Genomic DNA, 14,351 nt, shown 5'->3' with positions numbered 1-14,351 from the left:
ACGCTTTAGTCCAGCGCGGCAATCACCCGGATTTCGACCACAGCCCCTTCGCGGCGCAAACCTGCGACCTCAACAGCTGTCCACGCCGGGTATGGTGCAGTAAGGTAGGCCGTGCGCACGTCGTCAAACGCCCCAAAATGCGCCCGCAACCCCACGTGATAGCTGGTCATTTCGACGATGTGCGTCAGCGCCATGTCGGCCTCGGCCAGCACGGTGGCGATCTTTTCAAAACACGCATGAAATTGCGCCTTCTCGGTGTCGGGCATCACACCATCTGCGCCAGCACCCGTCACACCCGTCATGAATACGTGCCCCCCAGACAGGATGCCGGGCGACATGCCGGCACTCTCACAGGCATCGCGCAAAGCGGGTGGGATCAGGGCACGTCTGGACATGGAGGCACTCCTGCGGTCGCGGCCCTGCGTTTCACGGCTGGCCTTTTTGGCTGTCGCGGCTAGGCTACACGGACCGACATTGAATTGACGAGACCCATTGATGAAATCCATATCCTATTCCGCCTTTGGCCCCGCATCCCAAGTGCTGCATCTGGTGGATATGCCCACTTCCGAACCCGGCGCGGGCCAGGTGCGCGTCGCGCTGCATTTTTCCGGGGTGAACCCATCGGACGTCAAAGCGCGTAGCGGCAGTCGCCCCGGCGTGACCAAGCCTGCATTTGACCAGATCATCCCCCACAGCGACGGCGCGGGCGTGATCGAGGCGGTCGGCCCCGGCGTGTCCGACACCCGCATCGGTGAGCGGGTCTGGATCTGGAACGGCCAGTGGCAGCGCCCCTTCGGGACGGCGGCGACGCATATTGCGCTGCCCGCAGAACAGGCGGTGCCCTTGCCTGACGATGTGTCGATGGAAACCGGTGCTGTGCTTGGCATTCCGGGCCTGACCGCTGCCCATGCGGTATTTGGTTCGGGCGATGTGCGTGGAGAAACCCTGTTGATCCATGGCGGTGCGGGCACCGTCGGGTTCCTTGCCGTGCAACTTGGCAAGTGGGGCGGCGCGCGCGTGATCGCAACGGCACGGGGCGACGGGATGACCCGTACTACGCAGGCCGGGGCTGATACGGTGCTTGACTACACGGACCCCGACCTTGGCGCGGCGATTCTGGCGGCGAATGACGGCGCGCTGATCGACCGGATCATCGATACGGAGTTTGGCGTGAATGCCGCGCTTGATGCCGAGGTGATTGCGCCCAATGGGGTGATCGCTGCCTATGGGTCCGCCAAGGACCTGTCACCCACCCTGCCCTTCGGTCCGTTGCTGTTCAAAGCCGCCACCATCGACATTCTGCTGATCTACCTGCTGCCGCCACCTGAGCGGGACGCGGCGATCAAACGCCTGCATGCGGCACTGGGGGACGGCGCGTTGGTGTGCCCGGTCCACGACACGTTTGCCTTGGCAGATTGCGCCGCCGCCCATGAGGCAGTTGAAGCGGGCGGGCGGGCGGGTGCAATCCTTGTGGATACACGGACATGATCCGCGCCCTGATCCTGACGCTGTGCCTGATGGGCTCAGTCGCATTTGCCCAGACCGCAGACCAGCCCCAAGGCACAATCACCGTCACCGACAGCGCCACGCAAGACGCCGCCATCGCCGTGCGCATTCGCGACATTCTGGGCGAGCTCGACGGCTATGACGGGGTAACGGTGGCAGTGTCCTCGGGCATCGTGACATTGCGTGGCACCACGGTCGACACGGCCGCAGCGACCCGGCTCAGCGAGTTGGTCACGCGGGTTGAGGGCGTCGTGGCCATCGAAAACGAAGTCACCGAAACGACAGATGTGGCCGCGCGGCTGAACCCGGCAGTCAACAGGTTCCGCACGCGGATTGAACAGGCGGTTGCGCTGTTGCCACTGATCGGGGTCGCGGTCGTCGCCTTTGGCCTTGTATTGCTGGCGGGCATCTTGATCGCTCGGATGAAATACCCTTGGGACCGGATCGCGCCCAATGCGTTCATCGCCAACATCTACCGGCAAGTCGTGCGCATGGTGTTCTTTGTCAGCGGGCTTGTTATTGCGCTGGATATTCTGGGGGCGACGGCCCTGCTTGGCACGATCATGGGGGCCGCCGGGATCGTCGGTCTCGCCATTGGTTTTGCGGTGCGTGACACGGTCGAAAATTTCATCGCCTCGATCATGCTGTCGATCCGCCAGCCCTTTCGGCCCAATGACACGGTCGAGATCGAAGGCGACATCGGCAAGGTGATCCGGCTGACAAGCCGCGCGACAATCCTGCTCAGCTTTGACGGCAATCATATTCGCATCCCCAATGCGACCGTCTTCAAAAGCCGGATCGTGAACTTTTCCACAAATGTCGAACGCCGGTTCGAGTTTGAAATCGGGGTCGCCTCGGACGCGGATCTGTCGGCCATTCGTGACCTTGCGACGCAGACGGTCGCCGACCTGCCCTTCGTGCTGAAAGTGCCCGAGCCTGTAGTCTGGATCGAACGGATCGGGGACGGCGCGATTTTCATGTCGGTCACCGGCTGGATTGATCAGGGTGCCACATCGCTTGTGCGGGCCAAGGGCGAGGCGCTGCGCCTTGTCAAATCAGCCATCGAGGCCGCGGGCGTCGAGGTGCCCGACACGACCTATCGCATCCAGTTGATGGGCGGCGGACAGGCCATCGCCACTGAAACGACAAACGCCCCTGCGCCAACGCCCGCGCCTGCGCCACCGCTCAAGGCCGAAGACGTGCAGGAATTTTCGGACGCCGCTCTGGATCGACTGGTCGACGCGGAACGCAGCGACCCGCAGGCTCCCGATTTGTTAACTGAAGACGCACCCAAGGAATGACTTTTTTGCTGTCAGGGGGCTTGCACGCACGCCGCGAGCAGACTAGTTAGCGCGTCACGTTGGGATGTAGCCAAGTGGTAAGGCAACTGTTTTTGGTACAGTGTACCGTAGGTTCGAATCCTACCATCCCAGCCACCTCCATATCGATGCGCCGCTCGGCGTGAATTGCAGCTGCGATCCAATGCAATTATGGCTTGCGATATCTGAGCGGCGACGACCCTCGCAGCAACACCAATTCGGCCACATTCCGCACCGATACCAGCGACGGTTCACAATGACGTCCGCAGGCCTTTGCAGTGGCACAGCCCTGTACTAGTTTGCCCCAGACATCCCCCGCTCGAGGCGGGATGCTCCGGTTGGTGGCGCGACCGGCATTGATACGTCAGGAGCCTTTGGATGCTTTTTCGCTACACCGCTGCCTGTGTTCTACTCGCAGCAGCATTTCCGGCCCTTGCGCAGGCCGATACCGATGCGCAATCCCCACCCACCGTCGATCTTGAACTGAACACAATCACCGACACCGACTCTGCGTGCCGTCTGAGCTTTGTGGCGCACAATCGGACCACCTCGGCTATCGACAAAGTAGTTTTCGAAACCGTCATCTTTGACGGCGCGGGCGGCGTGGCCACCTTGTCGCTTTTCGATTTCAGGGATTTGCCGCAGGGCAGACCCCGGGTGCGCCAGTTCGATGTGCCCGGCATCCCCTGTGCCTCCATCGCGCGCGTTTTGATCAACGGCGCAAACACCTGCACCGCCGCCGGGGCAGAGAGCGATATCTGTGACAGTGCCCTGTCGACCCGCAGCCGGATCGACGTGGAGTTGCTCGGATGACTGTTTTTGACACTCTCAGCGGTTTTTTCGCACTTGGCGGCCCGGTCGTCCTGGTCCTGTTTGCGATGTCCGTGCTGACGCTGACCGTCACTCTTTACAAGATATGGCAATTTTCCGTGTCCGGTGTGGGGCGTCACCGGGTCTTGTCGGACGCTTTGCACCTCTGGGACAAGGGTAAACAAGGTGCCGCGCTGACGCGATTGGGCGCGAGCCGAAGCTATCTGGCCCCTCTTCTGGGCAATGCGATGGCCGGATCGCAACGGCCCGGGATCGAGGCGCGCCTTGATGCAGAGGCCGGTCTCGCATTGGCGAGCCTTGAGCGCGGATTTCGCGTGCTCGACACCATCGCCCAGATTGCGCCCCTGCTTGGGCTTTTCGGCACGGTCATCGGTATGATCGACGCCTTTCGAAGCCTTCAGGAGGCCGGATCGTCGGTTGATCCCTCATTGCTGGCGGGCGGCATTTGGGTTGCACTGCTGACGACGGCCGTGGGCCTGGCGGTCGCGATCCCCACCTCGATGGTGCTGACCTGGCTGGAGAGCCGGACGGCGCGCGAACGGGTCTTTGCCGACAAGGCGCTGCGCACGGTGCTTGTCCCCGAAATGGCTGCGCCGGAGGTCGCCGACCCGACCTATGGCGCGCGCGTCAATGCGTAACACCGCACCTTTCAAAAGACGCGCGGTGTCGATGACACCCTTGATCGACGTGGTCTTTCTGCTGCTCTTGTTCTTCATGCTGACATCGACCTTTTCGACCTTCGGAGAGATCGAGCTCAACCAGGCCGCGGGCGGGCGTTCTGTCCAAGGTGAAACGCAAAACCGCGCCTTCGTGCAATTGGGCGAGGATCGCCTGACGCTGAATGGATCGGACGTGACACTGGATGAACTGGCCGAAACCATCGAAGAGGGGCAGGTTCTGGTCAGCCTTGATGAGGATGCGACGGCCCAAAGAGTTGTGGACCTGTTGGTCCGGCTGCGCGGGCGCGACGCGTTGAGCGTTCTGGTGCTGGAATGACGCGATGATCAGACCCACGCCGCAGACACGCAAACGCGACCCCTCCATCGCCTTGATCAACATCGTGTTCCTGATGCTGGTGTTCTTTCTGATCGCCGGGACGATTGCAGCGCCTTTGGATCCAGACCTGAAACTTGTCGAAACAGACGAGCTTGAAGGCCGCGAACCGCCCGATGCGCTGGTGTTGCGCGCCGATGGGACGCTGAATTTCCGCGGCGACCAGATGGATGTGGAGGCGTATATGCAAATCCACGCGGATGGCCCTGTGCGCATCGTCCCCGACCGAAATGCGAGCGGGCTGCGGATGATGGAGGTCTCGCGCGCGCTGCGCACCTCAGGTGCCTCGTCGGTCATCCTCGTTACCGAGCGATCTTTGGAATGATCCGCAGATCGACTGCCATTGGCGTTGGCGCGCTGATCCTGTCCTTGATCATCCACGTGGTCGGCCTTTCGCTGACCGGGGCCGACGTGGCGTCGCCCGAAACGGCGGATCAGGGTGTCGAAAGAGTCGAGGTGGGCGATGATTTTGCCGACCTTGCCGAAACCAGCATAACACCGGTCGAACCCACCCCCGCCGAGCCTCCCGAACCGCCTGAGGAAACCCCGCCAGAACCGACCGAAGCCGAAGCCCCCACCAGCGAGGCGCTTGTTGCGTCGTCCAACCCGCAAGCGACGTTTGCGCCAGATAGCGGCCCTGCTGATGCGGTGCAGCCGACCGTGAACGAGCCGGTATCGCCGGAGACCACAGATGGGCAAGAGGGGGGTGCCTCTTCGGACGCTCCGCAAACCACCGCTCCGGCGCCTGCCCCTACACCGCCGGTCGAAACGGAGACACAAGAGGTCGCGGAGGGCAGTCCGGACGCAGACCCCTCGGCCTTACCACCTGTCGCCGCGCCCTTTGCCCCTCCCGCGGTCACAGAACCGGTTGTGACCCCGCCCACCGCACCGCTTGCTGCTGCGCCCCTGCCCGACGTGATCGCCGCGCTGCCGCCCGAGGCCCAGCCTCCGGAAGTCCCGCCCGCTAACGTCGAGGTCCAAAATCAGCCCCCCGAGAGCGAGACGTCAGAGGCCGGCACAACGACCTCTCTGCGGCCGCAACTCCGCCCGACGCCTCCGTCTTCGCAGCGGTTCGGAGCGGTCGACGGAAGCGCAGGCCAATCCAGTCCGCCTCCGCCCGCGCCCCCGACCAACCTGATCGAGTCACCCCTGACAGCCTTTAAACGAGACGGCACAAACCTGTTTGCGGGACGACGCGCACGGTCGCAATCCAGCGGGTCGCGCTCTGGCGGGTCCCTTGGTCCGGGCAATTCGAATGTGACGAATTACGCGGGCCGGGTCCTGATGCAATTGAACCGCGTGCCGCCGGTTGCCGTGTCCGTGCGCGGTTGGGCGCGCGTGTTGTTTCGGATCAACCCTGACGGGACGCTGGCGACTGTGGACATCATCGATGGCAGCGGATCATCCGAAGTCGAACGGGCCGCCCGAGAGCATGTGCGCAGAGGCGCACCCTTCCCACCGCCGCCGGGCGGGCAAAGCAGGGCGCTCAATTTCGTCTACAGGGTTCAGCAGTAGGCGGACCTGAGTGCGTTGCGCGATAGGTCTGCTGTCTGCTCTCCCGGCCCTATCTTTTGACCCGTAAGGCAGATGGCACCAGGCAGGCCACGGCAACGGCGACCGCAAACATGCCGGACACGAACCCAACTTGCTCAATCACCAACCCGGTCAGCACGACAGAAATGGCACCAATGGCTCGTGTCAGCATAAAGCTGTTGCCAAGCACCCGGCTGCGCAGATGTTCAGGCGTCGGATTTTGCAGGACGATATTGTTGCCCGTCCAGATGTAGCTGCTGCCAAGGCCAAGACAGAACAGCCATCGCGATCCATCGCCCAAGCCCGGCGTCAACAGACCCATCCACGCGACACTCGCCGGTGCAAGCCCGGTGCCCACTTGTATCCACAAAACGGATTTCAGGAACTGGAAGCGGTCGCCGCGATCTGCCAAGGCCGATGCCCAGGGCGTGACAAGAACAACTGGAAAGAGGTCACAAAAGAACACAAAGCCGACCCATGCCGCAGACCCCGTCGTCTCCCACATCCACCAGCCGACAGCGAGCAGGGTAATCCAGTACAGTGTGTATGAGATGCCGTAGCCAATGACGAACAGGCGGTAGCTGCGTTCGCTGAGAACGTCGAACCGTCTGGGCTTGTCCAAATCATGTCTCCAACCGCGTGCCCAGTTCCGACAAGCGCCCGGCGAAACGCTCAGTCGGTGGGCGCGGGCGAACAACCCTCAAATCGGCCCACCGCTCCGACATGGCGGGGCGGGTCTGTCGTGGTCAAGAGGTGTTGGTGATCAGCGCTGTAGTGACGGGCTCAGGACCGGGCGCACATCCCTCATCGGCAGTTGCACCCACCCGGCAGACCATTCGTCCCGATGGAGGACGAGCAGCATTGCCCGCCAAGGGTTGCGCTGCAGCAATACTGCCTCTGATCCACACGGTCAGCGGCGCAATGGGGAAGACTGACATCGGATGTTGCCAGCAACAAAACTAGTCCAGCTAATGTTTTCATGCCTTACCTACTCACTTTCGCTCATCGGAACACGCCCATGGGGAACGCACCTTCAATGGCCCGGGACACCGATTTGGCAACCGGTCTAGAGATGGTTGCCTTGGGTCTCACCGAGATTTTTCGGGTCTTCAGCGGGGCCGCCGCCTTTGTTGCTCCGGCTGGTTTGGGCCCTTTGGCAACGTCGCCTTCGATCACTTTGCTGATTGCCGTGCGGGTAATCGGCCCCAGCCGCCCATCAACCGCAACACGCTCGCCCTGTTCATTGAGTTCTTCTTGGATGGCGCGGATGGAATAGCGTTTGTCGGTCATTTTCCAGTTCGCCGGAATCTCTTCGAGGTCGCGGATCACTGTGACCTCCTCGATATAGCTGGGAAAGCCGTCGCCGGTCACCACGACCGCCAAGCGCCCGTTCCTGCTCAGCTTCACGGTCCGGATGGGCTGATCAAAGTTCCAGGCCCCGAGATATTCGAATTGGCGATCGACAAGGCGGAACCGGTGCAAACGCTTCTGGCCCACGCCCGACACAAGGATGACGCCGCCATCATCGCTTCCGGTGAGAATGCCAAAACGTGACCCGTTTTCGATGGTCGGAAAGCTGATGTTTTCCTTCGCATTCACCGATTGGTAGACCTCCAAGAAAATCTCGCCAAAGAAGGAAATGATCGGCGTGGCCACCAGCGCGCGCGTCTCGAAATCGAAGGTGACCAACGAGAAATCGCCCGTCTCCTTGTTACGCGTCAGAACGTGGTTGAGCGAGGGCATACCAACGCTGCCCGGGGTCTTGTCGTCGGATCCGGACTGCGAGATGGACACGCATTCCGCTTCCCCACGTCCGGTTTCCAAAACGTCCAGCGACCCGATTTCAATCGTTTTGCTGCCGCTGATCGACACCACATAGAATTTCTCTTCGCCCGATGGATCACCGATGGACAGCTGGTTCGGCGTGCCACAGCGCGTGATCAGAAACGGATGACGAACACGTTCCGACTCCGACAGTTTCCCAAACTCGATCACATTGATTTCGTTGGATGTCACGCTCGAGATGAAGCTTCGATTGCCGTCGTCAATCTCGAGGATTGTGGCCTGTTCCAAGCGGTTCTTGGATCCGTTGCCAATCGTCTTGTCAAAGGTCAGAAACTGATACTCGATATCCTCCGATGGACCTTTGGGCGAGACACCCAGACCGCGAAAGATCTGGCCACGTGCGTTCTTGGTTTTGCCATCCAACAGGGTCACCTGCTGTTCGACATATCCAAGGGCAAACACGAAATCCTTGGACGCGCGGATGATTTCTGGGACGAAATCGATCTTCTTCCGGCTGACCGTCTCAATCGGGAAGGTGGACACTTCCAGAATTTCAGCACCGACGCTCAGAACAAGCTTGTTGCGATGCTCGTCAATCTCGATTGGTCCAAGGTTCTCGAGATCGAAAATACCATCCACATAGCTCTTTTCCTCGGGTGTCGGCTCTTCTGCAGCAGCCTGCTGCGTGCCCAACAGCAGGCAGGCCGTCAGGATCGTTGCCGTTTCAGTGAATAGACGCCTTATCACACGCAGTTCTCCGTTAACTTCTCGATGTCCTCTTCATTGAGCTTGAACCCGTCGTCGAGATCTGGTTGCTCTACCGCGAGATGGCTCACAGCGACCAGCGGTGCATCCCGCAGTCTTTTTATCTTGCCACACCGTTTCACGGCGTAGGGTCTGTCTTCCATGCGCGCATTCGTTTCGCCTTCAAACACATCGACAAGCAGGCTTGCCATGATGTAGTCGCGCGGGTTTTTGCTCTTTTTCTGCGGGTCTATGATAACCACAAAAAACTCACCGTACCAGTTTTCCCCGTCTTCCAACGTCTCGATGATGTTGTTCAGCTCGCGATGGTCCACCAGACGGGTAAACCGCCCGTTGTTCACCCGCGTGATATCTTCGGCCTCGCTGTGTTCTGCATCCGCGCAAGCCTTTGAACCATTTATGATATCGCGGCTGAGCAGACCCTTGATGTAGCTTTCGTCGCTGGAATCCGGGCCGACAAGCGGGAAGGCGCATATTTGCAGGTATTCGCGGTAGGGGCGGGCCAGCAATGCGCGTTCATAAGTATAGTCAATTTTAAGCTGAAACTTCTTTTCACCATTGAGAACCGCACCGACATTCAGCCCCCAGTCCAAACTGGCAAGGGATGCCTTGAGCGCGCGAATGTCGTCGCCGATGGGAACAAAATCGTCCTGATCCATCTGTTCTTTCAACTGAATGACAACCTCGCTTGTGATCTGCTCGGCCTCGAACAGGTCTTTGCTGTGTACCGAACGCACGGCGACTTCTGATTTGCCATCAACCGGTTCGATCGCTGTGTTGATCCGCGTTTGAACCAGATCGATAAACGTCTCTTCGACCGGAACAGGCAGGCCGTTGATCTGTCCAAAGACGTAACCTTCAAGCGCCTCCAACCGGCTGACAACCGCGTCAAACTCATCGCGCAGCACCCGTGTCGTGCATTCGACTCGCGCATCTGTCGGCACAAGTTCAAGGAAGGACGCAACCGGCGTCAGGAAGATGACATTCTGCTCGGTCGATTTGATCGTGGCCGACAAGAGCCCCACAACCTCGCCCTTCGCATTGACCACCGGCGCGCCGCTGTCGCCTTGCTGAAGTTGCCGCCCATTGGTCGTGCGGCTTTCGCTGTGCACGACCAGCGTCGACAGATTGAGATCAACGAAGTCCGGATATTGCTGCAGGTTGACCTTGAACACCTGCGGTTTGCGCGCGTCGCGCTTTGCCTCGTCGCCATTCAGGAAATCGAACGTATGCACGAAGTAGTCTTCGTCCGCACTCAGCCCGCACGCATTCAGCGGGAGGGTTCCAAGCGCTATCCTGCTCTTGGTGATATCAATCCGGGCCACATCCACGACATCCAGCCCGAAGGGACTGTTGCGCGTCTTGAACCCTCCGGCCTCTTGCTTGAGCGTTCGGGCCGTCAGATCGCCATTTGTATCCAAGGCCGTGTAGCTGACGGCGATTTCGCGCACAAAACTTGGCACATTCGCCAATTGCCCATCCGCCGACCGGGTTGGATTGTTGCGGTCCTGAAAAGCGTGCAGGTCGCCGGGCACATGCCCAGCCGTCAAAAGTACGCCGTTGCCAATCGCAAACGCTATTCCGACGCGATCAATATCCCTCAGATCGGTGTCTTCCGGCGTGCCGGTGACATTGGCCACGAAAACCGCGTTTTTATCGAGCGTGGGCGGGTCGGCCAGCGCGACGGATGCAAGAAGAATGGCGGGAATGAATGAAAAGAAGCGATGCATGAAATCAACCTTCCGATGACAGAACGTAGACAGTCGTTTCTCCAAGCGAAACGCCGTCCATCAGAACTTCGTAAAGATAAATGCCCTCGACCTCGGGGCTAACGGGAGACCCGCGGAAGACCGCGCGCAAATCCGTTTCCTCGGCCAGCGACAACGTATCGCTCAGGTCCTGGGCCGCTTGGTCAGCACCGTCATCAAGACGGGTATACTGAAGACCATAGCGCAGGCCCTCCAAGGCCACCTGATCAAAGGCGTTCCCGTCGCTGTTCACCCTGTCCACAATAAAGGCCAATGGCAGGCTCTGCCCCGGCTCGACGATGCTTGGTACAGCCTCAAAGCTGGTGGCGTCGATCGTGGCACCGGCGATTTGAAGGTCATCCCTCTCAGCTGACGACCAAGCGGGCGGCGGCGCAACCTCGTCAATCACAAATCGCCCCAGATAGCGCTTGGTCGCGCTGTCGCGAAACAGCGCCTGATGTTTGGTGAATGCTACAAGGCCTTCGTTCACACCGGCCTGTCCGGACGCGCCGGGGGCCTTTGCGCTGAATTCATGCACCGTTCCATCACCGTCCAAGGACCCGTCCACGACGACGCTGTCCTGGGCGTTGCGAAACGGACGTTCGACATAGTATCGCGAAGGCGTGTCGCTGGTCTTGGTCCCCCGCAGGACGTGGTTTGATTGCACGCCATCGGGCAGCTTGTCGGCCATGATCTCGTCCAGCAGCGCGCGGTTGGCCAAGCCGATCTCGATGATCGCGGCCCGTTGGTCGCAGTTGGAAAAGCCACAAGGTGACGTTGTGATCGGCACGATCTTACCCATCCAGTGATCGCGGATGAAACTGTCGCGGAACAGGTTGAGCTGCCGAAAGCTGTCGTCATCGGTGCTTTTGATCCAGCAACAGTTTTCATATGTGGGTGTCAGTTCAAAAACGCCGACCATGGATGTCGAGACGTCCTGCAGATGCGTCAGCCCGCCAAGCAAGCGGTTGGCCAGATTGCTTCCCGACCCATCGCGCATCGTCGACACAGTGGCCACCGAGCCAAAATGCGGCACGCCCACTTCGACAAAGCTGTGCAATCGGCTGGACACATCCGGTTTCGTGTCCCACGCGTCCGCGGTCAGATCGAAATAGGCGGCAGTGCAGACTGCTGTCAAATCTGCCCCACCAATATCCGCAGGGTAGTCGGCGTTTGTTTCCACGCATCGATCCCCGGGGCGTTTTGATGACAGCATCGCGCGCGTCACAAGCCCGCCCATACTGTGCGCCACGATATCGAATTCTCCGTTCGGCACCTTCTCTTCGATGAAATGCGCAAAGCGCACTCCATTGGCAAAGACGCTGCGCCGCCAGTCATAGGCAAAGACAAAGAAATTCTGGTTTTCCGTCAGCTCGGGCGAGAACGCCATGTCCTTGGCGGACTGTCTGGTCCCCGTGAGGAAATTAATGAGATGCGAATAGATCCCCACCTCGAACGCGCCAAAGGCCAGATTGAAGTCCCGCAGTATATCGCCCGGCTCAAGTGGGACGGGTGTGCCACTCGCCGGAAGCAGGTTCATCTTTGCGGTCTGCGACTTGCGCAATGACGCCAAAGACCCCCACACCACCTTGGATGGATCGCCTTGTTCGACCAGCTTTGATCCGATGATACCGGGGATGAAAATGATCGGGCGCTCGTCGGCTCGGACCGATAGCGTAGATGCTGTCAGCACAATCATGCTGAGCACCAAAACAGTGAGACGCATAACGTTACCTCAGAATTAACTTTAAACAGTCGACTTTAACAATTCTGCAAATCTAGCATAACGTGTGCGGTCTGTCATCATTTCAGCCGCTTGCGCCGCGATGCGAACCTGCAAGAAAGCGCCGAGACCTGCATATCGCGCCCCTTCACTATAGCTGAACCCGTCCGTGCGACGCGCAGATCATCACGACACAGGGGACCGTCCGGGTGGGTTTGTGAAAGGAGAGAAGGCGTGCGCATATGCAAAGCAGGCTGCGACACCGCACGCAATGGGCGCGTCTCTGAAACCGAGTTCAAACCTTCGGCGATGACGGCGCGTTTGATATCAAACTGTACCACGTCTCGTGTGCGTTCGCTTCTTCCTGCAGCCAGTCCATGACCGCCTCCGTCGCTTCGGACAGTGGCGCGTGGCGTGGCCGGATCAGGAAATGGCTATCATGTAGAGGCAGCGTCGGTAGGAACGGGCGCACCAGCCGACCGCCTTGCAGGTAGTCGCGCGTCGTGACCTCGCGGCCGATGGTCACCCCCTCACCGCGCGCCGCCGCCTCAAGGCAGAGATGGATTTGATTGTAGGTCCGCCCCGGGTCTGCATCGACCCCCGGACCCCCGGCGGCTTTGCGCAAAGCCGTCCACCAGAACCGGGTTTGGTCGTGGATCAGCTGGCTGTCGTCGATATCATCCAGTTTGGGCGCGCGGTCGAGATGATCAAAGAACCCCGGCCGGGCGACTGGAGCACCCGATTGGTCAGGAACGGCGTGTATTGCCAATTCTGCCAATCCCCCCGCCCCCAGATGATGCCGCAATCATAATCCGTATCCGGAGCCGCGTTCATGCCAACCTGCATATGCGGCGAGACACGGATGTTGCGATGCGCCGCCTCGAAGGTCGGCAGCTTGGCAAAAAGCCAGAGCTGTACGAAATCCGCGTCCCCCACGAACCGGATCTGTTCGGCGCTGACCAGACATCGCCACACCGGATGTTCAGTGCGGATGGTATCCGGGTGACAGATGTGGAGGCCAAGAAATATATCGACGCGGCGTCTGCCTTGTCGAGCTGCCCGCTCGGCCTGACGAATGCGCGGATCGCAAAGCGGGCCGCGGCGCAGATGAATACGCTCGGCTACTATCACAGCTTTCTGGGTCGCACACAGCCCCGCCGAAGAGCTTGCCGCGCGACTGGCACAGCAGCTCCCTCATGGGATCAACCACGTCCTGTTCGGCACAGCCGGGTCCGAGGCGGTGGATACGGCGGCCAAAATCGTCTGGCACTTTCAGAACGCGCGCGGCAAGACGGACAAGAAACGCATCATCGCGCGCGAGGCGGCCTATCACGGGTCGGGCACCATGAGTGCTGCGCTGATCGACCTGACCTGCCGGACGGATGCGGATTATGTCGAGGTCGTTGACGGGCTTGGTTGCGCACAGACCTCCGTGGTCACCGCCAACACCATCGCCGTGCGGTTCAACCAGCAGCGTCCCATGACAACGCTGATGTGCGCCGCGCGCTGCAGATGCCTTTGAGAACAAAAAGGTACTCGAACTGGCGATCAGCGATCTGGGCACGGTGCGCGAAAGCCATCACGTCAACACGGTCCATCCCGAATATGCCGAAATGCCCGCGCCCGTCTTCGACCTGGCAGCGGCAAAGGAGATCATCGACGCCGCCGGTCATGCCGATACCGAGTTCGAACTGATCTCGATCGACACCGAATGGCGGCCCAGTTGCGCGATGCGGGCATCCGCGTGCGGTGCAAGATCCTGCCCGGGGCCACCTTCTGGAACAACTGGTCGGGCTATCCGTGGTCGGCCACCGAAAGGGGCCCGCGCCCGCTTGGGGTTCGGATGATGCAGCTGGCCTACAAATCGGATGCGGCGTGGACCGCGTCTGGTCTCAACAACGCCGAATTCGACGCGCTTGTGGATCAGGGCATGGGTATTTCGGATGCCGATGCACGGCGCGAGATCATGGCGAAGATCCAGCAGATCATGCAGGATGAGGGGGTGGTGATCCAGCCCTACTGGCGCTCGCTCTACAACCATTCGAACCGCAAGTTCGCGGGCACGGAGATGCATCCGCTTTAACGGAT

The 14,351-nt window shown here is 60.3% G+C and carries 15 protein-coding genes and 1 tRNA gene; 10 read left to right on the top strand and 6 right to left on the bottom strand.

Annotation, left to right across the window (positions count from 1 at the left end):
* Positions 1-5 precede the first annotated feature (5 nt).
* Entirely contained in the window at positions 6-395 is a 390-nt protein-coding gene (locus Q0908_RS14705; RefSeq protein WP_299285957.1) for a RidA family protein, read from the bottom strand.
* A gap of 100 nt (positions 396-495) precedes the next feature.
* On the opposite strand from Q0908_RS14705, the gene Q0908_RS14700 reads away from it, so the two are divergent.
* From Q0908_RS14700 to Q0908_RS14665, 8 genes are all read left to right on the top strand, one after another.
* Positions 496-1,488: an NADPH:quinone reductase gene (locus Q0908_RS14700; RefSeq protein ID WP_299285956.1), complete on the top strand. Its 993-nt coding sequence runs from the start codon at positions 496-498 to the stop codon at positions 1,486-1,488.
* Positions 1,485-2,807: a mechanosensitive ion channel domain-containing protein gene (locus Q0908_RS14695; protein ID WP_299285954.1), complete on the top strand. Its 1,323-nt coding sequence runs from the start codon at positions 1,485-1,487 to the stop codon at positions 2,805-2,807. Before Q0908_RS14700 ends, Q0908_RS14695 begins: the two co-directional genes overlap by 4 nt.
* A gap of 60 nt (positions 2,808-2,867) precedes the next feature.
* Positions 2,868-2,942, top strand: a tRNA-Gln gene (locus tag Q0908_RS14690).
* A gap of 261 nt (positions 2,943-3,203) precedes the next feature.
* A complete protein-coding gene (locus Q0908_RS14685) occupies positions 3,204-3,638 on the top strand; it encodes a hypothetical protein (protein ID WP_299285952.1) in 435 nt (144 codons plus the stop codon).
* Positions 3,635-4,294, top strand: a complete 660-nt coding sequence (locus Q0908_RS14680) for a MotA/TolQ/ExbB proton channel family protein (RefSeq protein WP_299285950.1) — start codon at positions 3,635-3,637, stop codon at positions 4,292-4,294. The genes Q0908_RS14685 and Q0908_RS14680 overlap by 4 nt, the downstream gene beginning before the upstream one ends.
* A 31-nt stretch (positions 4,295-4,325) precedes the next feature.
* Complete coding sequence (locus Q0908_RS14675; protein WP_299286234.1) at positions 4,326-4,652, top strand: biopolymer transporter ExbD; 327 nt, start codon at positions 4,326-4,328, stop codon at positions 4,650-4,652.
* Between the two features lie 4 nt (positions 4,653-4,656).
* Positions 4,657-5,034: a biopolymer transporter ExbD gene (locus Q0908_RS14670; protein WP_299285948.1), complete on the top strand. Its 378-nt coding sequence runs from the start codon at positions 4,657-4,659 to the stop codon at positions 5,032-5,034.
* Positions 5,031-6,224 carry an energy transducer TonB gene (locus Q0908_RS14665; protein WP_299285946.1) on the top strand — a complete coding sequence of 398 codons (1,194 nt, stop codon included), beginning with the start codon at positions 5,031-5,033 and terminating at the stop codon, positions 6,222-6,224. The genes Q0908_RS14670 and Q0908_RS14665 overlap by 4 nt, the downstream gene beginning before the upstream one ends.
* 49 nt (positions 6,225-6,273) lie before the next feature.
* Here the strand turns inward: Q0908_RS14665 and Q0908_RS14660 are convergent, their stop codons facing one another.
* From Q0908_RS14660 to Q0908_RS14640, 5 genes are all read right to left on the bottom strand, one after another.
* Entirely contained in the window at positions 6,274-6,864 is a 591-nt protein-coding gene (locus Q0908_RS14660; protein WP_299285944.1) for a hypothetical protein, read from the bottom strand.
* Between the two features lie 380 nt (positions 6,865-7,244).
* Positions 7,245-8,774, bottom strand: a complete 1,530-nt coding sequence (locus tag Q0908_RS14655; protein WP_299285942.1) for a hypothetical protein — start codon at positions 8,772-8,774, stop codon at positions 7,245-7,247.
* A complete protein-coding gene (locus Q0908_RS14650; RefSeq protein ID WP_299285940.1) occupies positions 8,771-10,522 on the bottom strand; it encodes a trypsin-like serine protease in 1,752 nt (583 codons plus the stop codon). The genes Q0908_RS14655 and Q0908_RS14650 overlap by 4 nt, the downstream gene beginning before the upstream one ends.
* Before the next feature lie 4 nt (positions 10,523-10,526).
* Positions 10,527-12,266 carry a hypothetical protein gene (locus tag Q0908_RS14645; RefSeq protein WP_299285938.1) on the bottom strand — a complete coding sequence of 580 codons (1,740 nt, stop codon included), beginning with the start codon at positions 12,264-12,266 and terminating at the stop codon, positions 10,527-10,529.
* A gap of 292 nt (positions 12,267-12,558) precedes the next feature.
* A complete protein-coding gene (locus tag Q0908_RS14640) occupies positions 12,559-13,068 on the bottom strand; it encodes a LysR substrate-binding domain-containing protein (protein WP_299285937.1) in 510 nt (169 codons plus the stop codon).
* A gap of 306 nt (positions 13,069-13,374) precedes the next feature.
* Between Q0908_RS14640 and Q0908_RS14635 the strand changes: the two genes are divergently transcribed.
* Together Q0908_RS14635 and Q0908_RS14630 are read left to right on the top strand one after the other, a co-directional pair.
* On the top strand, positions 13,375-13,785 hold the full coding sequence (locus Q0908_RS14635) for an aminotransferase class III-fold pyridoxal phosphate-dependent enzyme (protein WP_366869282.1): 411 nt from the start codon (positions 13,375-13,377) through the stop codon (positions 13,783-13,785).
* Positions 13,786-13,974: 189 nt separating this feature from the next.
* Complete coding sequence (locus tag Q0908_RS14630; protein WP_299285935.1) at positions 13,975-14,346, top strand: hypothetical protein; 372 nt, start codon at positions 13,975-13,977, stop codon at positions 14,344-14,346.
* The last annotated feature ends 5 nt before the right edge of the window (positions 14,347-14,351 follow it).

This window comes from uncultured Tateyamaria sp. (genome assembly GCF_947494755.1).
Classification (GTDB): Bacteria; Pseudomonadota; Alphaproteobacteria; order Rhodobacterales; family Rhodobacteraceae; genus Tateyamaria.
This window is presented reverse-complemented; position numbering and strand designations above follow the sequence as displayed.

Coding starts and splice junctions, on each gene's coding strand:
- Q0908_RS14665 (WP_299285946.1), top strand. CDS start 5,031: ATGATCCGCAGATCGACTGCCATTGGCGTTGGCGCGCTGATCCTGTCC.
- Q0908_RS14705 (WP_299285957.1), bottom strand. CDS start 395: ATGTCCAGACGTGCCCTGATCCCACCCGCTTTGCGCGATGCCTGTGAG.
- Q0908_RS14645 (WP_299285938.1), bottom strand. CDS start 12,266: ATGCGTCTCACTGTTTTGGTGCTCAGCATGATTGTGCTGACAGCATCT.
- Q0908_RS14675 (WP_299286234.1), top strand. CDS start 4,326: ATGACACCCTTGATCGACGTGGTCTTTCTGCTGCTCTTGTTCTTCATG.
- Q0908_RS14700 (WP_299285956.1), top strand. CDS start 496: ATGAAATCCATATCCTATTCCGCCTTTGGCCCCGCATCCCAAGTGCTG.
- Q0908_RS14680 (WP_299285950.1), top strand. CDS start 3,635: ATGACTGTTTTTGACACTCTCAGCGGTTTTTTCGCACTTGGCGGCCCG.
- Q0908_RS14685 (WP_299285952.1), top strand. CDS start 3,204: ATGCTTTTTCGCTACACCGCTGCCTGTGTTCTACTCGCAGCAGCATTT.
- Q0908_RS14670 (WP_299285948.1), top strand. CDS start 4,657: ATGATCAGACCCACGCCGCAGACACGCAAACGCGACCCCTCCATCGCC.
- Q0908_RS14695 (WP_299285954.1), top strand. CDS start 1,485: ATGATCCGCGCCCTGATCCTGACGCTGTGCCTGATGGGCTCAGTCGCA.
- Q0908_RS14630 (WP_299285935.1), top strand. CDS start 13,975: ATGGCGGCCCAGTTGCGCGATGCGGGCATCCGCGTGCGGTGCAAGATC.
- Q0908_RS14650 (WP_299285940.1), bottom strand. CDS start 10,522: ATGCATCGCTTCTTTTCATTCATTCCCGCCATTCTTCTTGCATCCGTC.